Source organism: Roseateles sp. AC306, assembly GCF_979253795.1.
On record NZ_CEEDEB010000023.1, the window covers coordinates 1 to 22,997 of the forward strand.

Consider the following 22,997-nt stretch of genomic DNA (forward strand, 5'->3'; position numbering starts at 1 on the left):
ACCCCGGCTGGGCCTGGCCACAAACACCCCTGCAACGAAGCTCATGACCTCAATACTTCCGATTCGGCAACTCTTTCGCCGCCACCTCAGCCGGGAACACACCTTCCGTCACCGTGATCCGCTTCTCCACCGGCTTCTTGGCGACCACATCCTTGGCCAGCTGCATCAACTGCGGCCCCAGCAGCGGGTTGCACTCGACGGTCACGTTCAGCTTCCCGGCCTTCATCGCCTCGAACGCCCCACGCACCCCGTCGATGGAGATGATGACGATGTCGACGCCTGGCTTCAGCCCCGCCTCTTCAATCGCCTGAATCGCACCAATCGCCATGTCATCGTTGTGCGCGTACAGCACGTCGATCTTTTTGTCGCGCTGCTTCAGGAAGGACTCCATCACTTCCTTGCCCTTGGCGCGCGTGAACTCGCCGGACTGCGAGCGGATGATCTGCAGCTTGGGGTTGGTCTTGATGACTTCTTCAAAACCCTTCTTGCGGTCGATGGCCGGCGCCGAGCCGACGGTGCCCTGCAGTTCGACGATGTTCAGCGCGGCATTCGGCGTCTTGGCGGCGCGCTCCAGCAACCACTTCGCCGCCTTGCGGCCTTCCTCGACGAAGTCAGAGCCGATGAAGGTGACGTAGAGCGACGGGTCGGCCACCTTGACGGCACGGTCGGTCAGGATGACGGGGATGCCGGCGGTCTTGGCTTCCTTCAGCACCGTGTCCCAGCCGCTCTCCACGACCGGCGAGAAGGCGATCACGTCGACCTTCTGGGCGATGTAGCTGCGGATGGCCTTGACCTGGTTTTCCTGCTTCTGCTGCGCGTCGGCGAACTTCAGCGTGATGCCGGCCTCCTTGGCTGCAGCCTTGATGGACGCTGAGTTGGCGGTGCGCCATTCGCTCTCGGCACCGACTTGCGAGAAGCCCATGACAAGGGGCGCGGCCAGGGCGCCGAAGGCGGGCAGCGACAGGGCTGCGGCGAGCAGCGTGCGGCGGGCAATGAGCTTCATCATTCGGTAGTCTCCGTGGGTGGATTGGCTTGTCTAACGCAGTAAACGCAGGCCGTAAAGCCCGCCGGCGATGGAACCTGGCTTGGCGATGAACTTCACGTTGAGCTTGCCACCGGCCGAGCGCACCAGCTCTCGCGGCAGCGCGAACTCGCGCGTGTAGATCTCGTCCGCCGTGTCAGGCTTGACCAGCTCAACTTCGGCGATGAGCTGGCCGTTGACAACGATATCGAAACGGCGGCCGGCGTCGCCCTTGGCAAAGCTCAGGCGCAGGACGCGGGCTTGCGCTTGCGGGTCGTTCAGGTCGTAGCTGAACCACTGCTTCGCATGGCGCCACCGGCCGGCCGGCGCGATGCCGTTCTCGGCGCCCTCGCCCTTGAAGCCGTGGTCGGATTCGGGCTGCTGCTCGCCGGGCGCGACCTGGTCGATGGTCTGCGCGTCCAGCGCCAGGCGAGCTTCCTCGGCCTTGGCCAATTCCACGCGCAGCAGGCTCTGCCGGGCCGGCGTGCTGCGCGCCCAATAGAGCATGTAACGCGAGTCGTGCAGGCGGAAGAAGGGGATGAGCTGCAGGTTCTCGCTGCCCTTGGCGCCCTGGATGAGGCCGGGCGCCGTGAAGGTCAGCGGCTGGCCGGGCACGGGCTTGAAGCGGCGGATGAAGTCCGCTTTGTCGCTGACGAAAACTGGCGCTGAGTCCTGCGGGCAGACGGCACCGTGCGCGACGTGGCCCATGCGCGAACCGTCGGCGGTGAAGTTGAGCTTCTCGCCCGGCTGCGGCGTCTTGGCGGCCAGCACGATGGGGCCATGCACCACGGCCACGTAGTTCTTCAGGCCGGGCATGGGCTCCAGCGTCGTGCGCATCGGCAGCTCGACGTCGACATGGTCGCCCGCCTCCCACTCGCGCTTCAGCTCGACATGGCCGCCGGGCCTGGCCGTCACCTTGACGGGCTTGCCGTTGAGCTTGACCTTGAGCGCGCCGGGCGCGACCCAGCCGGGGTAGCGGACCTTGAGTGTGAACGTGCCGGCGCCCTCCACCGTCAGCCGTGTGCGCGACTCGTCGGGGAAGCGGGTGGACTGCGTCAGCTGGATGCCGCGCTCGCGCCAGTCCAGCCTGGACGCGATGAAGAGGTTGACGTAGAGCGAGTCGCCATCGTGCGCGTAGATGAACTCGCCGTGGCGGGCGTGGCTCTCAATGCCGGAGCCGACGCAGCACCACATCGCGTCGTCCACCTTGGAATAGACGCGGTAGTGCTGCGGCCGCATCGGCGTGAAGTAGACGAAGCCGCCCTCCCCGGGATGTTGCGACGCGAGGATGTGGTTGTAGAGGGTGCGCTCAAAGTAGTCGCTGTACTTGCCCTGATCCGGCTGTGCCTGCGCGAGCAGCGCGGTCAGCTTGAGCATGTTGTAGCTGTTGCAGGTCTCGGGGCCTTCCACCTCGTTGAGCATGGGTCGGAAGTCGTCGGCCGGGTGGAAGTGCTCCTTCACGCTGTTGCCGCCGATGGCGACCGTGCGCTTGTCCACCACCGTGCGCCAGAAGAACTCGGCGGCGCGGCGGCCTTCCTCTTCGCCGGCAAGCTGCGCGATGCGTGCGAAGCCGATGACCTTGGGGATCTGCGTGTTGGCATGCAGGCCGGTCAGCTTGTCCTGCCCGTTAGCCAGTGGCTGCAGCACGGCCTGGTGCGAGAAGCGCCGCGCCAGTGCCAGGTAGCGCAGGTCGCCGGTGAACTGCGACACGTCGGCCAGCACCTCGTTCATGCCGCCATGCTCGGCGCGCAGCATGTCCTGCATCTGCTGATCAGAAAGCGGCGTGGTCAGGCGCAGCGCCCAGTCGCTCATGCGGACGAGCATGGCCTTGGCGTCGGCATTGCCGGCGTGCACCCAGGCGTCGCGAAGGCCGGCGAACATCTTGTGGATGTTGTACCAAGGCACCCAGCGGCCGTTGACGGAGAAGCTGTCGACCTTGAGCTGGCCAGCCGCCACTTCGTTCCAGGCCTTGGCACCCTCCGGAATGCCGCCGATGTAGCCGCTGCCGAGCTTGTCCTGGCAGCGCTTCAATTCGGCAATGACGTAGTCGAGCCGCTTCTTCGCCTCCGGGTCGCCGGTCGACGCCACCATCAACGCCAGCGCCGACACGTAGTGCCCGCCCATGTGGCCGTCCAGCCCGCTGGACTCCCAGTTGCCGTAGCTGGGCGTGGGCACGGGCAGGCCGGCCTCGCGGCGGAAGGGCGCGAGCAGGCGCTCGGGGTCGAGCGCCATCAGGTAGCGCAGGTCGGTCGTCTGCGCTTCCAGGAACGGGCCGTCGTGCAGGCGCACACGATCCAATGGGAAAGCCTGCACTGCTCCCCCCGTGAGCGCAACAGCGCCGTGGGCACACAGCGCGAGGGCAAAGGCGGCGAGCAGGCGCTTCATCGTCAGCTGCCGGTGCGAATGGCCCAGAGCGCCACGCCGCCGGACGACAGCGCGCTGAAGCTCACGACGAACGCGCTGGCGTTGGTGTTCCATTGCCGGGACAGTATCCCGGCGTAGGTCGTGCCGCCGCTCACCACGCTGAGCTTGTTGCCCCCCTTGTGCGTCCACGTCCCCGTCATGCCGCCGGTTACGCTGCCGTCGGCGTTCAGCGTCACGTTGATGGACGCCTTGGCTCCGGCCGCAATGTCCTTGGCATGGTTGACCAGCTTGTAGCTGCCGGCCGCCTGGGTGGCACTGACGTCGGCCGTCTGCGCCGGATTGGCCAGGCTGAGCGGCGCATAACGCAGCGGTGCGATGACCAGCCAGTTGTCTTCGTTCAGGTGCATCTCGTGCACACGGATCTCATGCGCCTCGCCGGTGCCGGGGAAACGTGTGTGGAAAACGATGAAGTACTGGCCCGTTGCCGCGTCGTAGTAGGCCGAGTTGTGGCCTGGCGAGAGGTAGCCCAGTGCCGTGCCGGTCTCGCCGGTGGCGTTGGCGAACTGGTGGGCGCCCATCAGCTTCATGCCGTGCGGTGTGATGCTGGCGTCGTCGAACAGCGGCTTGCTGGCATCGGCCTTGACGGTGGCCATGTCCTTGCCGGCGCCGTCGACGTAGGGGCCGTCCGGCGACAGCGAGCGCGCCACGCGCACGTTGTAGCCACCATCCTTGTCCAGGCCGCCGAAGGACGTGAACAGGTAGTAGAACTTGCTCGCCGGGCTGTACAGGACGTAGGCGCCCTCGATGCGGGCATGGTTGCCGCCCATCAGGTGCTTGCCGTAGCCCTGGCCCGCGAGTGGCAGTCCGGTCGTGGCGTTGAGCTCCATGATGAAGATGCCGCCCGAGTAGGAGCCGTAGACCATCCACAGCCTGCCCGTTGCATCCGCGAAGACCGACGGGTCGACCGCGTTGGGGTGCTTGGTGGCGTCGTAGACGGTGCCGTCCTCGCTGGGCAGGCCCCACATGCCGGACTTCAGCAGCACCTGCTTGTTGACGTAGGGGCCGTCGACCTTGTCGGCTACGGCGATGCCCAGTGCCGAGCGCGGCTCGGTGCCCTTGCAGGCGCAGTAGTACATGTAGAACTTGCCGTCCGCCAGCCTGGTGACGTCGGGCGCCCACAGCGTTTCGGTCTGCGCCCAGGCGAGCGTCTCGGCCAGCTCGGTGGTGACCTTGTTGCCGAAGAGGGGGTTGGCGTTGTTGACGCCGTCGGCCAGCTTGGTCCAGTTCATCAGGTCCGTCGTCTTGGCGGCCGCAAGGTGGGAGCCGAAGACGTAGAACGCGCCGTCTGCGCGGATGACCGAAGGGTCGTGCACGCCGGCGTTGTTGAATGTCAGCGCCGTCTGGGTGGGCGGCGGCGCACCAATGACATTGCAGACACGGTCGATCCCCGTTTTGGTATGCCCCCTGAAAGGAACGGACGCAACGCAAAGCCTGGGCAAGCAGCATGGCGGGCCCAGGGTTGCGCAGTGGCAGAAGGCGCTTGGGCCGGGCGGGGCGATCAGCCCTCGACGGCGACGACGATGACGGACTTGGCCGGCAGCTTCAGCGTCAGCTTGCCGTCGGCGGCCTGGGCTTCGAACGCCACAGGCACGACTTGCGCCGCCTTGCCGAGTTCGTTCTGCGAGTCCATCGCGCCGGCCGTCAGCAGCTTGCCCTTGACGGCCTTCGGTGCTGCGGAGCCCACCTGCAGCGTCAGCTCGGTGGCCTGCGTGGCGTGGGAGTTGACGAGGCCGATGTAGAGCTTGCCGTCCTTGCCGCGGGCGGCGGTGGCGGAGAGCTTGGGCATCTCGAACTTGTCGACCTTGTAGACCGGGTTGTTCTCGATGGTGGCGGGCAGGGAGGTCGCGTCCTGGAAGGGCGTGTACATCGCAAACGCGTGGTAGGTCGGCGTCAGGACAAGCTTGTCCTTGCTGGTCAGGATCATGGCCTGCAGCACATTGACCATCTGGGCGATGTTGGTCATGTGCACGCGGTCGGCGTGGGCGTGGAAGACGTTGAAGTGCAGGGCGGCCAGCAGCGCGTCACGCAGGGTGTTGCGCTGCACGAGGAAGCCAGGGTTGCTGCCCGGATCCGGGTCGTACCAGCTGCCCCACTCGTCGAAGTAGAAACCGATCTTCTTGCTCGGGTCGTTCTTGTCGAGGACGGCCTTGTTGATCTTGATCATCGTCTCGATCTGCTGGACGTTGCCCAGCGTCGAGACCCATTCGCTCTCGGGGAAGCCCACGGCCGCACCCTTCTTCTCCCAGTTGCTGGTGGGCAGGGTGTAGGCATGGTGGGAGATGGCGTTCACATTGGGTACGCCCTTGCTCAAGGCCTCGGTCCACTCCGTCTGCATGCCGTTGCCACCGCTGGCGATGAGGATGGGGCGGTTGTTCGCCGGCGTCTTCAGGAAGGTGGCCCAGTGCCGGTAGATGTCGGCGTAGTACTCCGGACGCATGTTGCCGCCGCAGCCCCAGGCTTCGTTGCCCAACGCGTAGTAGTGGACGCGGAAAGGCTTGTCGCGGCCGTTCTTGCGGCGTTGCTCGACGATCGTGGCGTTGCCCTCGCCGGTCATGTACTCCAGCCACTCGGCCGCTTCCTGCGGCGTGCCGGTGCCGACGTTGGCGTTCACATAGGCCTCAGCGCCCAGCTGCTCGACGAGGTCGAAGAACTCGTGGGTGCCGACGGCGTTGTTCTCGGGCACGCCGCCCCAGTGGGTGTTGACCTTGACCGGGCGCTTGTTGCGCGGGCCGATGCCGTCGCGCCAGTGGTACTCGTCGGCGAAGCAGCCGCCGGGCCAGCGCACCAGCGGCACCTTCAGTTCCTTGAGCGCCGCGACGACGTCCTTGCGCCAGCCGCGCACGTTGGGAATCTTGCTGTCGGGGCCGACCCACATGCCTTCATAGATGCCGGTGCCGAGGTGCTCGGCGAACTGGCCATAGATGTTGCGGTGGATGACCGGGCCGGGCTGGTCGGCCTTGACGACCAGCTTGATGTCGGCGGCCAGGGCGCTTGCGCTGACAGCCAGCGTCGCGACCAGGGCGAATAACTGTTTCTTCATCGGTTTGTCTCCTTCGTTGTTGTGTCGGGCCTGACGCATCAATTGCGTGTCAGTACCCCGTCGCGGCGGCGCCAGACGCCGCGCTCATTGGGTTCGCGCAGCACGGCGGGCAGCAGCGCTCGCGGCAGGTTCTGGTAGCAGACCGGGCGCAGGAAGCGCTGGATGGCCGCCGTGCCGACCGAGCTGCTACGGCCGTCCGAGGTGGCCGGGAAGGGGCCGCCGTGGACCATGGCCGTCGACACCTCGACGCCGGTGGGATAGCCATTGGCCAGGATGCGGCCGACCTTGCGCTCCAGCGCCGGCAGCAGGGTGCGGGCAGCGGCGAGGTCGCTCTCGTCGTCGTCCTGCAGTTGCAGCGTGGCGGTCAGCTGGCCTTCCAGGCCCTCGATGACGGCGAGCAGCTCGCCGAGGTCCTTGCAGGCGATCAGCAGCGAGGCCGGGCCGAAGATCTCCGACTGCATCGCATGGTTGGCCAGGAAGGCCGCGCCGGTCGTCTTGAACAGACTGGGCGCGCCCTGGCAGCCCGTCGATGTGCCGCGCAGCAGCGTGGCCACTTCGGGTTGGCCGGCGAGCTGGTCTTCACCGCGCTGGTAGGCGCCGGCGATGCCCGGCGTCAGCATGGTGGCGGCCGCGACCGGCTTGAGCGCCTCGGCGGCGGCAGTGGCGAACCGGTCGAAGTCGGGGCCGGCAAGGCCCAGCACCAGGCCGGGGTTGGTGCAGAACTGGCCCACGCCCATGACGAGGGACGCCGCGAAGCCGCTGGCGATTTCGGCGCCACGCGTGGCCAGTGCGGCCGGCAGCACGACGACGGGGTTGATGCTGCTCATCTCGGCGTAGACCGGGATGGGTTGCGGGCGCGCCGCGGCGGCAGCCATCAGCGCGAGGCCGCCGCTGCGCGAGCCGGTGAAGCCGACGGCCTGGATGGCCGGGTGGCGCACCAACGTGTCGCCGATGCCGTGGCCGCTGCCGGTCAGCAGCGCAAACGTGCCGGCGGGCAGGTTGGACAGCTTGACGGCCTCGACGACCGCGCGGCCGACGAGTTCCGACGTGCCGGGGTGGGCCGAGTGCGCCTTGACGACGACAGGGCAGCCGGCCGCCAGGGCCGCAGCGGTATCGCCACCGGCCACGGAAAACGCCAGCGGGAAGTTGCTGGCGCCGAACACCGCCACGGGGCCGACGCCGACGAAGCGCAGGCGCAGGTCCGGCCGGGGCGGCGTGCGCGTGGGCAGGGCGGTGTCGATGCGGGCGTCCTGCCAACTGCCTTCGCGCAGCAGCTCGGCGAACAGCTTGAGCTGGTTCATCGTGCGGCCACGCTCGCCTTCCAGGCGGGCGCGCGGCAGGCCGGTCTCGGCCATGGCGCGGACGATCAGGTCATCGCCCAGCGCGAGGATCTGGGCGGCGATCTGCTCCAGGAAGTCAGCGCGCTCCTGGTCCGTCGTCGATCGGAATGCATCGAAGGCAGCGCCGGCGAGGGCGCAGGCTTCGGCCACCTGGGCCGCGTCGACGGCATTGAAGTCGGGGCCGAGGGCTTCGTTCTTGCTGGGGTCGAACGCCTGGAACGCCTGTCCGGCGCCGCGCACCGGCTGGCCGCCGATCAGGGCCAGGCCCTGGATGGTGTTGCTCATGGAATCAAACCTCAATGTGAGTGGCGCGGCACGGCCGAGCCGCGCTTGCCGCGCAAGAAATCGAAGTCGCAGCCTTCGTCGGCTTGCAGCACGTGCTGCACATAGAGCTGGCGGTAGCCGCTGGCGTCCTGCGGGTCGACGGTCTGGGCCGCAGCCCAGGCGGTGAGGCGCGCGGCCAGCTCAGCGTCGGTGATGTCCAGGTGCAGGCGGCCGGCGGCGCAGTCCAGCTCGATGTAGTCGCCTTCCTTGACGACCGCCAGCGGCCCGCCGGCGCGCGCTTCGGGCGCCACATGCAGCACGACAGTGCCGTAGGCGGTGCCGCTCATGCGGGCGTCGGAGATGCGCACCATGTCCTTCACGCCGGCGGCCAGCAGCTTGGGCGGCAGGCCCATGTTGCCGACCTCGGCCATGCCGGGGTAGCCCTTGGGACCGCAGTTCTTCATGACGAGGATTGAGCTGGCGTCGACGTCCAGGTCGGGGTCGACGATGCGGGCCTTGTAGTCCTCGAAGTGCTCGAAGACGACGGCGCGGCCGCGGTGCTTCATCAGCTCCGGCGTGGCCGCCGACGGCTTGAGCACGGCGCCGCGCGGCGCAAGGTTGCCGCGCAGGATGCAGATGCCGCCGTCGGCGATCAGCGGGTTGTCGATCTGGCGGATGACTTCGTCGTCGTAGATCGGCGCATCGACGACGTTGGCCCACAGCGTCTTGCCGTTGACGGTCAACGCGTCCTTGTGCGGCAGCAGGTCGGCCTCGCCCAGGCGGCGCAGCACGGCGGGCAGGCCGCCGGCGTAATAGAACTCTTCCATCAGGAAGCGGCCCGAGGGCAACAGGTCCACGACGGTGGGCGTGCCGCGGCCGATGCGGGTCCAGTCTTCCAGCTCCAGGTCCACGCCGATGCGGCCGGCAATCGCCTTCAGGTGGATGACGGCGTTGGTGGAGCCGCCGATGGCCGCGTTGACGCGGATGGCGTTCTCGAAGGCTTGCTTGGTGAGCACCTTGGACAGCGTCAGCTCTTCCCACACCATCTCGACGATGCGCATGCCCGACAGGTGGGCCAGCACATAACGGCGTGCATCCACGGCGGGGATGGCGGCGTTGTGCGGCAGCGAGGTGCCCAGCGCTTCGGCCATGCAGGCCATCGTGGAGGCCGTGCCCATCGTGTTGCAGGTGCCGGCCGAGCGCGAGTGGCCGGCCTCGGCGGCCATGAAGTCGTGCATGCTCAGTTCGCCGGCCTTGACCTGCTCGTGCAGCTGCCACACCGCCGTGCCGGAGCCGATGTTCTTGCCATTGAGCTTGCCGTTGAGCATCGGCCCGCCGGTGACGACGATGGCCGGCACGTCGACGCTGGCCGCGCCCATCAGCAGCGCGGGTGTGGTCTTGTCGCAGCCCACCAGCAGCACGACGGCGTCCATCGGATTGCCGCGGATGCTTTCCTCGACGTCCATGCTGGCGAGGTTGCGCGTCAGCATGGCCGTGGGGCGCAGATTGCTCTCGCCGCTGGAGAACACCGGGAACTCGACCGGCCAGCCGCCCGCTTCGATGATGCCGCGCTTGACGTGCTCGGCCAGCTTGCGAAAGTGAGCGTTGCAGGGCGTCAGCTCGCTCCAGGTGTTGCAGATGCCGATGATCGGCTTGCCATTGAACTCATGGTCGGGGATGCCCTGGTTCTTCATCCAGGAGCGGTACATGAAACCGTTCTTGTCCTGGCTACCGAACCATTCAGCCGAGCGCAGCTTGACCTTGCTCTTCTTGTCCTCAGTCGTCATGTCTTTGTCTCGAAGGTGTCGTTCTGGCGGCACGCAGGCTAGCCGTTGGCGGGCAAGGGGCGCGGTTCCTGGCGCAGCTTTCCCTGAAAAACGATGCTAGGGGCCGTGGGAATTGCAATCCAATCACTTTCCAAGGTGTACCGATGTTGTTTTGGATATCGAGGGTGGACCCCTAGTCACGACGCGAAGGCCTGCCGAAGAGCGGCATGCCGTCCGCACTCCAGCGCATCGGCTTCACGAAGGTGTGGCGGTCGGGGTTCCAGAGCGGGTCGCCTTCGATCTCGGTGTAGGTGCGGGCGTGGTAGACCAGCAGCACCTCGTCCGGGTTGTCGCCCGGCGTGAAGCTGTTGTGGCCGGGGCCGAAGACGCTGTCCTCGGCGCAACTGCGCATGACGGGCTCGGCGGACTTCTGCCAGCTCGCCGGATCGAGCAGGTCGGCGCCGTCATCGGCCCAGAGCAGGCCCATCGCGTAGTTCTCGTCCGTCGCGCTGGCCGAGTAGCTGATGAAGACGCGGCCGTTGCGTTGCAGCACCGACGGCCCCTCGTTGACGAGGAAGCCACGGCATTCCCAGTCGAACTCGGGCTTGCTGAGCAGCACTGGCGGGCCGCCCAGCTGCCAGGGCGTCTTCATCGGTGCGAGGTAGAGGTTGGAGTTGCCCGCAACCGCCGGGTCCTTCTGCGCCCACAGGTAATAGAGCTGACCGCAGTGCGTGAAGGTGGTCGCGTCCAGGCAGAAGCTGTCGATGCCGGAATCGACCTGGCCGAGGAACTCCCATTCACCGCTCAGCGGGTCTTTCGCCGTGTTGCGGATGGCGTGCATGCGGTGCTGAAACATGCCTTGATGGTCCAGCGCACGGGTGTGAGCCGCAGCGAAATAGACATACCAGGCGCCGTCGTTGAAATGCAGTTCGGGCGCCCAGATGAGTTCGGAATACGGGCCGGTGTCGGGCTTGTGCCAGACGTCGAACACCGGCGCCTCGGCCAGTCCTTCGATCGTTAGCGCGCGGCGCACCTCGATGCGGTCGTACTGCGGCACCGACGCGGTGAAGTAGTAATAGCCATCAGCGTGGCGGGAGATGTGGGGGTCGGCGCGCTGGCGGATCAGCGGCTGGAGGACTTCGGTCATGCGCGTATAAGTTTGGCGTTTGGCGAGGCAGAGATCAGCGGCTGAGGGGTTCCGCTCATGTCCCCCGGCCCGGGCAAGCCCGGACCTCCTCCTTTACTTCGCTTCACCCCTCAACCACTGCTCTCTGCCGGCCCCTTTGGTTTGACTCGACGAGGAAAAGCAGGGTCGGATCGGGACGACTGGGTGCCCTGCGTAGCGAGGTAAAGGAGGAGGCTCGGGCGTAGCCCGGGCCGGGGGACACGAGCGGAGCAGGGCGCGCAGGCGGCCCGATCAGCGAACAATGAGAAAGGGCGCTGCCCAAATCGCGGCAACGCCCCCATTTCACAGCCAGACGCCGAGTTACAGCTTCCAGCGGAAACCCACCGAGAAGGAGCGTCCCGTCTGGACCGTACCGAAGTTGGTCAGCTCAGGGCTGCCCGCGTCGCCGAACTTGTAGTACTGCTGCTGCACCTCGTTCGTCAGGTTGACACCGCTCACGTCGAACGCCATGCGGTCATTGAGGTTGTAGGTGAACTGCAGATCCACGCTCTTTTCCGGCTGACGCCAGATACCGATCGGGTTGGCGAACAGTGCGGCTTCGTTGGCAGCCAGGAAGGCGTTGCGGCGGACATAGGACAGCCGTGCGCCGATCGGGCCTTTCTCGTAGGCCAAGGTCGCATTCCACGACATCTTGGACACACCGAAGAAAGGCGACTCGAGCTGGGAGACGATCTCGCCGGCATTGTTGGCGGTCGGCACGTTCTGCGACGAGGTCAGACGCGTCACGCTACCTTGGAAACCAACGCCGTCCAGGTACCACGGCAGCCCCTTCGGGAAGTAGATCGCGCCCAGTTCGAGGCCGCTGATCTTGCCGTTGGACGCGTTGACCGGCGAGCTGATGACGTAGTCATAGCCGTTGGTGTGGTCGCCGCCGGAAGTGGAATTGCGGAACGGGTCGTTGGCCGGATCGACGTGAACGCGGCGGCGCAGCGGCACAACCAGGCCTTCGATCTTGCGTTGGAACAACGTGCCGTAAAGCGCGCTGTCCTTCTGGAAATACCACTCGCCCGTCAGGTCGAGGTTCTTGGAGCGCGTCGGCTCCAGGTTGGGGTTGCCACCGCTGCCGCCGCCGTACCCGACCTTCGAGACGTCGTCCGCGAGTTGCAGCACCGGGTTGAGATCGCCGAAGCCCGGCCGACGCAGCGTTTCACCGTAGTTGAAGCGCAGCAGCACGTCCTTGGCCGCCTCGTAACGCAGTGTCAGGCTGGGCAGGAACTTCTTGGCCGTCTTCTCGCCGTCTTTCGGCGTCGCCACCTTGGTGGTGGCGTTGACGTCGTAGGCCGTCATGCTGGTATCAACCTGCACATAGCGCACACCGAAATTGGCGCGCAGGGGACGGCCGAACAACTGATGTTCGCTGTCCGCCATCACGAAGATGTTGGTGGTGTCTTCCTTGACCTGGAAGGTCTTCTGCAGGTACAGCTTGTCGGTCGTCAGGAAGTTCGCATCGACCGAGTTGTAGAGCTTGCGCCAGTCGTCGATGTTGTCGCGGATGTAATACGCATTCGGCTCCATCCAGGAGCGCGGGACGTCCGAGATGGCCGTGCCGAAATCGGAATTGACGTGGTAGTAATTCGCACCCAGCGTGGCGAGGTTGCGGCCCAGAAAACCCGATTGCGTCCGGTTGGCTTCTGACGCCTTGCGGCTGTCGAAGCGTGCGCCGAAACTGAGCGTCTTCAGCGGACCCCAATCGGCATCGTAGACACCGTTCAGGCTGGCGGTTGCGGCGCTGCCTTCATTGCGGTTGGCGTTGTCGTAGAACTGCGCCACGTTCCACTTGGCAGGGTCCACCAGGTCGGCGTTGTTGTTGAACTTGAAGGCCGTGTTGCCGCCCGAATTGAAATCGACGGTGATCGACGGCGCCACGCGATCAAGGCGGCTGGCGGTGAATTCCGAATGGAACTTGCTGGTCTGGTACGACACATCGCCGTCCAGGCGCAGGCGGTCACCCAGATTCCACTTGCCGTTCAGCGCGTAGACATAGGAATCGGTGGCCGAGGTGAGGTAGTCGCCGCTGTTGAAGCCGTAGACATCATTCACGGTCCGCGTCTTGATGACGTTCGTGCCGGGGAAAGTGGTGATCGTGCTCGCGGGGTTGGCACCGAGACTGCCCCACCAGTCCACGAAGCTGAACAGCAGCTTGTTGAAGGCCTTGTCGCGATAGCCGTTGTACATCGCCTCGAACGTGTAGACGGAATCGACGTTCGGTTGCCACTGCAAGGCGAGGTTCGCGGCCGGGCGTTCGCGCTGTCCCTCGACGTCGCTCTGGAAGACGGCGTCACGCGCCAGGTAATAGGGGCGTTGTGTGCCGCCGAAGTTCAGTGTCGAACCCGCCTTCTGCGGCAGGCCGGTGTAGGTGCCAGGCGTCCAGATGTTGTTGTCGAAGATGCGTTGCAACGGGGTATAGCCAGCCGGCACTTCAGCGGCATTGGGGCTGGTGAACGGCACCATGGCCCCGGGCGTCACGCTTTCGTTGCGATAGTTCGTCTTGACCATCGACAGATTGACCAGCGCACCGAATTCGCCGGCGTCGGTCTTCCAGCGGTTGCTGGCCATGCCGCTCAGCTGCGGGTTCCACTTCTTCGCCGGGTCGAGATAGGTTTCGCGCGCCAGCAGCGAGAACTTCGAGCCCTTGAAATCGAAGGGGCGCAGTGACTTGACGTCGATCTGGCCGGCGATGCCGTTTTCCAATTGGCTCGCGTCGCGCGTCTTGAACACGTCGATCTGGCGAACCAGCGTCGACGGAATGTCCTGCAGCGCGACCTGCGTGCCGGAGGCGGTGAAGATATTGCGACCGTTCCAGGTGGTGGCAATGTCGGGCAGCCCGCGGATGGAGATGGTGCCGACTTCGCCGCCCGCGCGGTTGGTGACCTGGATACCGGTCACGCGCTGCAGCGCTTCAACGACGTTGTTGTCGGGCAGCTTGCCGATGTCTTCGGCGACGACCGATTCCACGACCTGGTCACTGGTGCGCTTGTTCGCCAGACTCTTGGTCAGGGATGCCCTGACGCCGGTGACGACCACCGTTTCCAGCGTCTCACCTTTGGCGGCTTCCTGGGCCAGTGCCCCGGTGGACATCGCGGCCAGCGCGGCGGCGGCGGTCAGGCGGAGGGCAAAGCGGGCGGGGGAGATATTGGCGCGCGCACGCGCGGCCAGGGCTGGTTTCTTCATCTTGTCTCCGGGATCGTTGTATGGGAGCGGCCAACCTCTTCAGCCTTCAGCGCCTCTGTAGCGGGCCTGTATGGCTGGGGTCTGAATTGATGCTATGGGGCCGACCGATCTGCGCCTAATCACATTTTTGGATTTCTCGATGCCTGTTTGCGCATCGACGCTCGGGGTAAGCCCCGACCCTTCCCAGGGCGGCGCCACGCGATGACGCCTCGCGCCGCAGCGGCGAGGAACATCGAGTTTCAGGCGGTGTAGAGCGCGCGCAACAGTCCGCCCTTTACAGGCGCATCGCGCCTGGCAGCGACGTGCTGAAGCGTGAAAGCGTGGTGAAGCCGGGCGTCAACGCCCGTGCGGCCAGGTGGCCTTTGCCGCCGGCCCCTTGGCCTGCTTGCCGCGCGCGGCCCAGAGCTTGTAGGCGGCGGGCGTCAGCTGGCGCTTGAGCAGCGCCACCAGCTCGCCGTGGCCGATGCCGTGCTCGCGCAGCACCTTGCCGTAGGGCGGCAGGTCGTCCCAGGCGGTGGCGATGACGCGCTTGATGTCTTCGGGACTGAGTCGGGGTGCTGTCTTGGCCATGGCCCGGATTGTCGTGCTCAGCCGAACTTCTGCGCGACCCAGGCCGCCGCAGCGCCGGCCAGCGTGCTCGCAAACGTGCCCCAGGCCGTGTCCGCCAGCGCCAGCTTCAGCGGCCACTGGCGCAGCGTCGCCGCGTTGGTGAGGTCATAGACGCCATAGGCCACCAGACCCACCAGTGCGGCGCGCCCGACCTGCATGCCGAAGGTCTGGCCGGACGGATACAGCGCCAGCGCGACCAGCGCCGCCGGGTAGGCGAAATAGAACACCAGGGCCGGCGCCCAGCGGATCTGCTCGGCCATCTGCGCCCCAATCTGCTCGCGGTAGAAGTCCTTGGCGATCAGGCCCAGCCAGAGCGCGTCCAGCACGCCCATGACGATCAGGGCGGCCAGATAGGGTTTGAGGGCAGCGTTCATGGATTTGAAGTGTGCATGCAGGGCCGCTTCACGGCGTGTAGGAAGCCACCGCGGGCTCGACATGTCGCCGTTCGTCCTACAACGGCTGTGGCCCCGCACTGGCAAGTCGCCAGGGGCCGCTGCCCCAGCATCAGGGCACAGAAAACCCAATCGGCTCAGCCGTACGGCCATGACCTCTTCCGCACTGCCACTGAACGCCAAGACCGCCGCCGTGCCGGGCGCAACACCTTCCTTTGCACCGCACCGCCGCCCTTCACTGTCGCTGCTGGCCACCGAGCCGGCACGTGCCACGCTGGAGGCTTGTGCGGCGCTCAACCACTGGCGCAAGGCCCCCAAGGACGTCGGCCAAGGCCACACGGTGATGCTCTTCCCCGGCCTGGGCACCGACGGCCTGACGATGTGGCCGCTGCGCCGCCATCTGGAGCGCGCGGGCTTTCGGGCGCTGGACTGGGGTCAGGGCATGAACACCGGCCCCAAGGGCGATGTCGACACCTGGCTGGACCGCCTGGCCGAAGCCGTGCACGAGCGCATCGCGCCGGCCACGCAGGCCAGCCTCGTCGGCTGGAGCCTGGGCGGCTTCTACGCCCGCGAGCTGGCCAAGCGCCTGCCCGAGCGCGTGCCCCATGTCATCACCATCGGCACGCCCTTCAGCGGCGGGCCGGACGACACCCATGTCGGCTGGCTGTTCCGCCTGCTGAACGGCCGCCGCGCGCAGGAGCACGACGCGCTGCGCGAGCGCCTGGCGGAGCCGCCGCCGGTGCCGACCGTTTCGCTTTACAGCCGCCGCGATGGCGTCGTCGCCTGGGAGGCCTGCGTGCATGCGCGCAGCTGGCCGCTGGCGCGCGACATCGAGGTGCAGGCCAGCCACATCGGCATGGGCTGGGCGCCCGAAGTGCTGACCCGCGTGACCAGCGTGCTGGCCTGCCGCCGCCGCGACATCGCTCAGAAGGAAGCCGCGTGACCACTGCCGTGATGACCGCCCCCGGCCGCGTGGCCTACCAGCGCAGCGGCCCGCGTGAGGACTCGCCCGCCCCCACACCGCCGCCCGAGAAGCTGCCGCCGCGCGAACCGGTCGTGCCTGCCAAGCTGCGCAGCGCGCTCAAGCGCGTGTTCGGCCTGCGCGCTCTGCGGCCCGGGCAGGCGGAGGTGATCGAGCGCGTGCTGGCCGGGCAGAACACGCTGGCCGTGATGCCCACGGGCGCCGGCAAGTCGCTGTGCTACCAGCTGCCCGCGGTGCTGAGCGAGGCCATCACGGTTGTCATCTCACCGCTGATCGCGCTGATGAAGGACCAGTGCGATGCCCTCAACGCCCGCGGCGTGCCCGCCGTGCAGCTGCACTCCGCGCTGGACGCCAACCGCCGCCTGGAGAGCGAGGCGCTGCTGACGCGCGGCGCGGTGCGCGTGGTGTTCACGACACCCGAGCGCCTGGCCGACCCGCGCACGCGCGGGCTGCTGCAGGAGCAGCGCGTGGGCCTGCTGGTGGTGGACGAGGCGCATTGCATCTCGCAATGGGGCCACGACTTCCGCCCCGCCTTCAGCGCGATTCGCGACGCCCGCCGCGCTCTCGGCCGCCCGCCCGTGCTGGCGCTGACGGCGACGGCTTCCGCGCCCGTGCAGCGCGAGATCGCCGAGCTGCTGGACATCCCGCGCGACGGCATCCTCAGCCATGGCGTCTACCGGCCCAACCTGAACCTGGCCGTGGAGCTGCCGCAGACGGAAAACGAGCGCCGTGAATTCATCCTGCGGCGCCTGAAGGCCCTGGAGGGCACCGCCATCGTCTACTGCGCCACCGTGCGCGAGGCCACGGCGCTGTACCGCCAGCTGCGCGAGGCCGAGCTGCCCGCGGGCCTCTACCACGGCAAGCTGCCGGCCAAGGACCGCACGGCCGCGCAGGAGGCCTTCATGCGCGACGAGAGCCGCATCATGGTCGCCACCAACGCCTTCGGCATGGGCATCGACAAGCCGGACATCCGCCTGGTGCTGCACGCGCAGATGCCGGCCACCATCGAGGCCTATGTGCAGGAATGCGGCCGCGCGGGTCGCGACGGCGAGCCAGCCGACTGCGTGCTGATGTTCCGTGAGGGTGACCGCGCGCTGCAGCAGTTCTTCGCCGGCGGACACACGCCCAGCCGCGAGGAACTGAGCGGTGTCTGGCGCGCATTGGCCAGCCACACGCCGCAGGGCGGCTGGCTGCCTGCTGCGCTGGCGGAGATGGTCAGGATGCCGCAGCGCCGACTGGACCAGGTGCTGGCCGCCCTGCGCTCCGTGCGGGCCGTGCGGTCTATGGGAGGCAGCGAGGCCGAAGGCCTGCGCGCCTCCACGCGCCGCGACGCGGCAGACGTCATCGATGCGGCCCAGGCCGCCGCCGAGCAACGCCAGCAGAACGACCGCGACGGCCTCTCGGCCATGGTGCTCTACGCCAAGGCCGGCAGTTGTCGCTGGGCTGGGGTGCTGGCCCACTTCGGCGAGACGCTGGCCGACGGCGCCACGCGCTGCGGCCATTGCGACAGCTGCGCGCGCTTTGAGAAGCTGCTCGCCACTGAGCGGTCAGCGCCCGAACCGGAAGATGCCGCCGCCGCGCCGGCCACGGCGTTCAAGCCCGGCCAGCGCGTGCGCGTGCGCCGCTTTGGCTGGGGCGAGGTGCAAGCCTGTACCGCCGACGCCGTGCGCATCTCCTTCCCGCGCCACGGCCAGCGCGACATCCACCCGGACTTCGTGCTGGCGACGGCCAGAAGCTAGCCTCCGCGCGTCACCGGCATCTGCACCTCACCGCCTGGCAGCTTCATGTGGCTGGCGAGTTCCAGCTTGGCCAGCGAGTTGCGGTGCACCTCGTCCGGGCCATCGGCCAGCCGCAGCGTGCGCTGGTGGGCCCACATCATGGCCAGCGGCGTGTCCTGCGAAACGCCGGCGCCGCCGAAGACCTGGATGGCCCAGTCGATGACCTGCAGGGCCATGTTGGGCGCGACGATCTTGATCATCGCAATCTCGGCCTTGGCGACCTTGTTGCCCACCGTGTCCATCATGTGGGCGGCGCGCAGCGTCAGCAGGCGCGCCTGGTCGATCATGCAGCGCGACTCGGCGATGCGCTCCTGCGTGACGGTCTGCTGGGCAATCGTCTTGCCGAAGGCGGTGCGGGCGATGGCGCGCTCGCACATCAGCTGCAGCGCACGCTCGGCCGCGCCGATGCTGCGCATGCAGTGGTGAATGCGCCCCGGGCCGAGGCGGCCCTGCGCGATCTCGAAGCCGCGGCCTTCGCCCAGCAGGATGTTGGCGGCCGGCACGCGCACGTTCTTCAGCTCGACCTCCATGTGGCCGTGCGGTGCGTCGTCGTAGCCGAACACGGACAGGGGGCGCAGCACGGTGATGCCCGGCGTGTCGGCGGGCACGACGACCATGGACTGCTGCTCGTGGCGGCCGGCCTCGGTGTTGGTCTTGCCCATGACGATGTAGACAGCGCAGCGCGGGTCGCCGGCACCGCTGCTCCACCACTTGCGGCCGTTGATGACGTAGTCGTCGCCGTCGCGCTCGATGCGGCATTCGATGTTGGTGGCGTCGCTGGAGGCCACGGCGGGCTCGGTCATCAGGAAGGCCGAGCGGATCTCGCCGCGCAGCAGCGGCTCCAGCCAGCGGTCCTTCAGCGACTCGCTGGCATAGCGCTCCAGCGTCTCCATGTTGCCGGTGTCGGGCGCCGAGCAGTTGAAGACCTCGGGCGCCCAGAACACGCGGCCCATGATCTCGCACATCGGCGCGTATTCGAGGTTGGACAGGCCCTCGGGCGCGCGGTTGGACTTGGGCAGGAACAGGTTCCACAGCCCGGCGGCGCGCGCCTTGGGCTTGAGCTCCTCGATGACCTTGGTCGCCTGCCAGGGGTTGCCCGCGCGGCGGTTGGCTTCGATCTCTTCGAGGTAGCGGCGCTCGTTGGGGTAGATGTGCTCGTCGAAGAAGGCGAGCAGGCGCTCACGCATCTGCGCGACCTTGGGGCTGTAGTCGAAGTTCATGCGCGGCTTTCCAGTGCGGGGTGCCGGCAGTTTGGCGCAGCCGTGACGTGGCGCTTGTCACGCAGGCGGCATCGGGTTGCTGGCATGGCCCAGGCCAGCTATTCGCTGGCCCGAGCCGCTGCTACGCTTGCCGGCTGACCTGGTTCAACGCGGGACATGACTTGATAGCCACCCTTGCGCGCTCCCTGCTGCTGGCGTTGCCGGCACTGGCCGTTGCCTGCGTGTGCGTGGTGCTGCAGGCTTCCGCCGCCGTCACGGCGGTGGCCGTCGGCCTGGCGGCGTATCTGCCCGCAGCGGTCGGCTTTCTGCTCGGCCGCCGCCAGCGCGCCGCCATGGAGCGGCGCTCCAACGACCTGGTCGAGGCCCTCATCGACGCCATCCCCGACCCCATCCACATCAAGCGGCGCGGTGGCCGCTATGTGATGGTGAACGAGGCGTTTGCGCGCTACCACGGCATCAGCCGGCAGGAGGTGCTGCGCAGCGGGCTCGGCAACCGTCCGGGCGACCGCGCCAACCACGAACTGACGCTGCAGGAAGACGAGCAGATCCTGGCCGGCGCCGAGTTGACCAAGGAGGAGCGCACCATCCGGCGCCACACCGGCGAGGAGGTCTTCCGCATCATCAGCAAGCACCGCAGCGTGGACATCAGCGGCGAGCCCGTCGTGGTGGGCATCGACCACCACATCACCAAATGGCGGGTTGCCGAGCGCGAACTCACGCAGGCGCTGGAACGCGAGGTCGAACTGCGCCATCGCACGGAGCGCTTCGTGCAGGACCTCATCGACCTGCTGCCCGATGCCATCCATATCAAGGATGCGAACAGCCGACTGGTGATGGTGAACGCGGCGGCGGCGCGCATACGCCAGATGACCAAGGAACAGCTCATCGGCCTGAACGGCCGCGACCTGGCGCCGCGTGCCGAGGTGGGCGAACTGTCGATGAGCGAGGACGCCCGCGTGCTGGCCGGCGAGGAGATCGTCAAGGAGGAAGCCGGCGTGCTGCCGGTGACCGGCGAGGAGTGCCATCGCATCGTCGTCAAGCGGCGCTGCATCAATGTGGACGGCAGCCCGATGGTGGTCTCCGTCCAGCACTACGTGACCGAATGGCGGCTGGCCGAGCGCGAACTGCGCCGGCTGGCGCAGGAGGACGTGCTGACGGGCATTGCCAACCGCCGCTACTTCAGCGCCGAGGCCGAGCGCGCCATGCACGCCGTCGAGCGCCACCATCAACCGCTCTCGCTGCTGCTGCTGGACCTGGACCACTTCAAGGACATCAACGACGAGCACGGGCACAACGTCGGCGACGAGGTGCTGGCCGAGATGGTGAGGCGGCTGCTGGTGGTGCTGCGCAAGTCCGACCTGCCCGGCCGCTGGGGTGGCGAAGAATTCATCGCGCTGCTGCACAGCGATGCCGACGCGGCGATAGCCGTGGCCGAGCGCGTGCGCCTGGCGGTGGCCGGCACGCCTTTCGTCACATCGCATGGCCCGGTGTCGGTCACGCTCAGTGGCGGCTGCGCCAGCTACCGCCATGGCGACAGCCTGTCCCGTCTGGTCGGCCGGGCCGACAAGGCGCTCTACGCCGCCAAGCACGGCGGCCGCAACCGCATCTTTGACGCCTCGGACCAGCCCGACACCATGCCCGCCTCCCTGAGTGGCGAGCTGGACAGCTCAGCCGCCTAGCAGCTTCTCTTCCGCCAGCGCCAGCGCGGCCGGCGTGCCGCTGATGACCAGCGTGTCGCCGCCGCTCAGCGTGGCGCCGTCCACCAGCAGACCCTTGCCGTTGGCCCGCCGCAGCGACACGACGGCCACCCCCACCGCGTGCAGGGCCAGGTCATCCAGCGCCCGGCCGGCATGCACGGACGCGGTGGGCAGCGTGACGGAGCTCAGACGTGCCTGATCGATTTCGTCGCCCGTGTCGTCATCCGCGCCATGGAAGTAGCCGCGCAGCAGGCCGTAGCGCTTGTCGCGGGCGTCGCGCGTGATGCGGATGACGCGGCGCATCGGCACGCCCACCAGCGCCAGCGCGTGCGAGGCCAGCATCAGGCTGCCCTCGATGGCCTCGGGCACGACCTCGGTGGCGCCGGCTGAGCGCAGCTTCTCGAGGTCGGTGTCGTCGATGGTGCGCACGACGACGGGCACCTGCGGCGCATGGGTCTGCACGAGGTGCAGGATCTTCAGCGCCGACGGCGTGTCGTGATAGCTGACGACGACGGCGCTGGCACGCGCCAGGCCGGCGGCCATCAGGCTCTGCACCTTGGCTGCGTCGCCGAAGACGACGCTCTGGCCGGCGGCGGCGGCCTGGCGCACGCGGTCCGGGTCCAGGTCCAGCGCCATGTAAGGAATGCCTTCGCCCTCCAGCAGACGTGCCAGGTTTTGCCCCGAGCGGCCGTAGCCGGCAATGATGACGTGGGCCTCGGCCTTGATGCTCTTCTTGGCGATGGTGGTCAGCTGCACGGACTGCATCAGCCAGTCGCTGCTGGACAGCTTCATGACGATGCGGTTGCTGTACATGATGATGAAGGGCGTCAGCAGCATGGACAGCACCATGCTGGCCAGCACCGGGCTGACCCATTCGGCGGCGATCAGCCGGTGCTGCTCGCCCAGCGTCAGCAGCACGAAGCCGAACTCGCCCGCCTGGGCGAGATACAGCCCCGTGCGCAGCGCCACGCCCGGCGGCGACCTGAACAGCCGCGCGAGCCCGGCGATCAGCGCGAACTTGGCCAGGACCGGCAAAGCCGTCAGCAACAGCACAAGCGCCCAGTGGTCCACCAGTGGCCGCCAGTCCAACTTCATGCCGATGGTGATGAAGAACAGGCCCAGCAGCACGTCGTGGAAGGGCCGGATGTCGGTCTCCACCTGGTGCTTGTATTCGGTCTCGGCGATGAGCATGCCGGCGACAAACGCCCCAAGCGCCAGGCTCAGGCCGGCGTGCTCGGTCAGCCACGCCAGGCCGAGCGTGACCAGCAGCAGGTTCAGCATGAACAGCTCGTCGCTCTTGCGCCGCGCCACCAGCGTCAGCCACCAGCGCATCAGCTTCTGGCCGCCGTAGAACAGCAGGCCCAGCAGCACCGCAGCCTTCAGCCCGGCCCAGGCCAGCGCCTCGGCCATTGCCGGGCCGCTGCTGTTGAGCGCCGGGATCAGCACCAGCAGCAGCACGACGGCCAAGTCCTGGAACAGCAGCACGCCCATGACGAGCTTGCCGTGCGGGCTTTCCAGCTCCAGCCGTTCGGCCATCAGCTTGACGACGATGGCCGTCGAGCTCATCGCCATGGCCGCGCCCAGCACCAGGGCGCCTTGCCAGCGCAAGTCCCAGGCCTGGGCGATGAGCGCGAAGCCCGCCATCAACATCATGTTGCCGAGCAGAGCTCCGGCAACGGTCAACCCCACCTGCGCCAGGCCCAGCCCGAACACCGCCGTCCGCATCGTGCGCAGCTTGGGCAGGTTGAACTCCAGCCCGATGGCGAACATCAGGAAGACGACGCCGAACTCGGCCAGGTACTGGATGCTGGCGGAGTCCTGCGCGAAGGCCAGCGCATTCGGCCCGATCAGCACGCCGACGGCCAGATAACCCAGCATGGGCGGCAGCTTCAGGAGGCGGCAGACGACGACGCCGAACACGGCGGCAACGAGATAGAGGAGGGCAAGGTCCAGAGAGGTCACCGCCGGATGGTATTCGGGCGGTCATGGGGCTTCCCTCGGGGACGTCCCGGGAGTGAAATCCGGCATGGCGGCGGTGGGCCATGCATTGCTTGCATGGGCGCATACCCACTTGGCTAGACAAGTCCTGGCGGCGAAACCTCCCTTC

At 67.5% G+C, this 22,997-nt stretch carries 15 protein-coding genes; 3 read left to right on the top strand and 12 right to left on the bottom strand.

Annotated features, from left to right (window positions below):
- Positions 1–49: 49 nt before the first annotated feature.
- From AC0IZJ_RS26595 to AC0IZJ_RS26640, 10 genes are all read right to left on the bottom strand, one after another.
- The gene (locus AC0IZJ_RS26595) at positions 50–1,003 is read right to left on the bottom strand and encodes an ABC transporter substrate-binding protein (RefSeq protein ID WP_471854979.1); all 954 of its coding nucleotides are present in this window, start codon (positions 1,001–1,003) and stop codon (positions 50–52) included.
- 33 nt (positions 1,004–1,036) lie between these two features.
- Entirely contained in the window at positions 1,037–3,406 is a 2,370-nt protein-coding gene (locus AC0IZJ_RS26600) for a beta-L-arabinofuranosidase domain-containing protein (protein ID WP_471854981.1), read from the bottom strand.
- Positions 3,407–3,408: 2 nt separating this feature from the next.
- Positions 3,409–4,758 (bottom strand): glycoside hydrolase family 43 protein, encoded by a 1,350-nt coding sequence (locus AC0IZJ_RS26605; protein WP_471854983.1) that lies wholly within the window; start codon positions 4,756–4,758, stop codon positions 3,409–3,411.
- 185 nt (positions 4,759–4,943) lie between these two features.
- Positions 4,944–6,485: an alpha-N-arabinofuranosidase gene (locus AC0IZJ_RS26610; protein ID WP_471854985.1), complete on the bottom strand. Its 1,542-nt coding sequence runs from the start codon at positions 6,483–6,485 to the stop codon at positions 4,944–4,946.
- A 38-nt stretch (positions 6,486–6,523) separates the two neighbouring features.
- Complete coding sequence (locus tag AC0IZJ_RS26615) at positions 6,524–8,110, bottom strand: aldehyde dehydrogenase (NADP(+)) (RefSeq protein ID WP_471854986.1); 1,587 nt, start codon at positions 8,108–8,110, stop codon at positions 6,524–6,526.
- Positions 8,111–8,121: 11 nt separating this feature from the next.
- Positions 8,122–9,876 carry an IlvD/Edd family dehydratase gene (locus tag AC0IZJ_RS26620; RefSeq protein ID WP_471854987.1) on the bottom strand — a complete coding sequence of 585 codons (1,755 nt, stop codon included), beginning with the start codon at positions 9,874–9,876 and terminating at the stop codon, positions 8,122–8,124.
- Between the two features lie 172 nt (positions 9,877–10,048).
- A complete protein-coding gene (locus tag AC0IZJ_RS26625) occupies positions 10,049–11,002 on the bottom strand; it encodes a glycoside hydrolase family 43 protein (protein ID WP_471854989.1) in 954 nt (317 codons plus the stop codon).
- Positions 11,003–11,341: 339 nt separating this feature from the next.
- Complete coding sequence (locus tag AC0IZJ_RS26630) at positions 11,342–14,212, bottom strand: TonB-dependent receptor (protein ID WP_471854991.1); 2,871 nt, start codon at positions 14,210–14,212, stop codon at positions 11,342–11,344.
- Between the two features lie 336 nt (positions 14,213–14,548).
- Positions 14,549–14,782, bottom strand: a complete 234-nt coding sequence (locus tag AC0IZJ_RS26635) for a DUF2805 domain-containing protein (RefSeq protein WP_394478504.1) — start codon at positions 14,780–14,782, stop codon at positions 14,549–14,551.
- Positions 14,783–14,799: 17 nt separating this feature from the next.
- Entirely contained in the window at positions 14,800–15,195 is a 396-nt protein-coding gene (locus tag AC0IZJ_RS26640) for a DUF2177 family protein (protein WP_471854993.1), read from the bottom strand.
- A gap of 169 nt (positions 15,196–15,364) precedes the next feature.
- On the opposite strand from AC0IZJ_RS26640, the gene AC0IZJ_RS26645 reads away from it, so the two are divergent.
- Together AC0IZJ_RS26645 and AC0IZJ_RS26650 are read left to right on the top strand one after the other, a co-directional pair.
- The gene (locus AC0IZJ_RS26645; RefSeq protein ID WP_471854994.1) at positions 15,365–16,156 is read left to right on the top strand and encodes an alpha/beta hydrolase; all 792 of its coding nucleotides are present in this window, start codon (positions 15,365–15,367) and stop codon (positions 16,154–16,156) included.
- Positions 16,153–17,934 (top strand): RecQ family ATP-dependent DNA helicase, encoded by a 1,782-nt coding sequence (locus AC0IZJ_RS26650; protein ID WP_471854995.1) that lies wholly within the window; start codon positions 16,153–16,155, stop codon positions 17,932–17,934. Before AC0IZJ_RS26645 ends, AC0IZJ_RS26650 begins: the two co-directional genes overlap by 4 nt.
- On the opposite strand, the gene AC0IZJ_RS26655 is transcribed toward AC0IZJ_RS26650, so the two are convergent.
- On the bottom strand, positions 17,931–19,193 hold the full coding sequence (locus AC0IZJ_RS26655; protein ID WP_471854997.1) for an acyl-CoA dehydrogenase family protein: 1,263 nt from the start codon (positions 19,191–19,193) through the stop codon (positions 17,931–17,933). The genes AC0IZJ_RS26650 and AC0IZJ_RS26655 overlap by 4 nt on opposite strands.
- A 161-nt stretch (positions 19,194–19,354) precedes the next feature.
- Here AC0IZJ_RS26655 and AC0IZJ_RS26660 point away from each other — a divergent pair, with 161 nt between their 5' ends.
- Positions 19,355–20,872, top strand: coding sequence for a diguanylate cyclase domain-containing protein (locus tag AC0IZJ_RS26660; RefSeq protein ID WP_471854999.1), 1,518 nt, complete (start codon positions 19,355–19,357; stop codon positions 20,870–20,872).
- On the opposite strand, the gene AC0IZJ_RS26665 is transcribed toward AC0IZJ_RS26660, so the two are convergent.
- Positions 20,861–22,852 carry a monovalent cation:proton antiporter family protein gene (locus AC0IZJ_RS26665; RefSeq protein WP_471855001.1) on the bottom strand — a complete coding sequence of 664 codons (1,992 nt, stop codon included), beginning with the start codon at positions 22,850–22,852 and terminating at the stop codon, positions 20,861–20,863. The genes AC0IZJ_RS26660 and AC0IZJ_RS26665 overlap by 12 nt on opposite strands.
- Between the last annotated feature and the right edge of the window lie 145 nt (positions 22,853–22,997).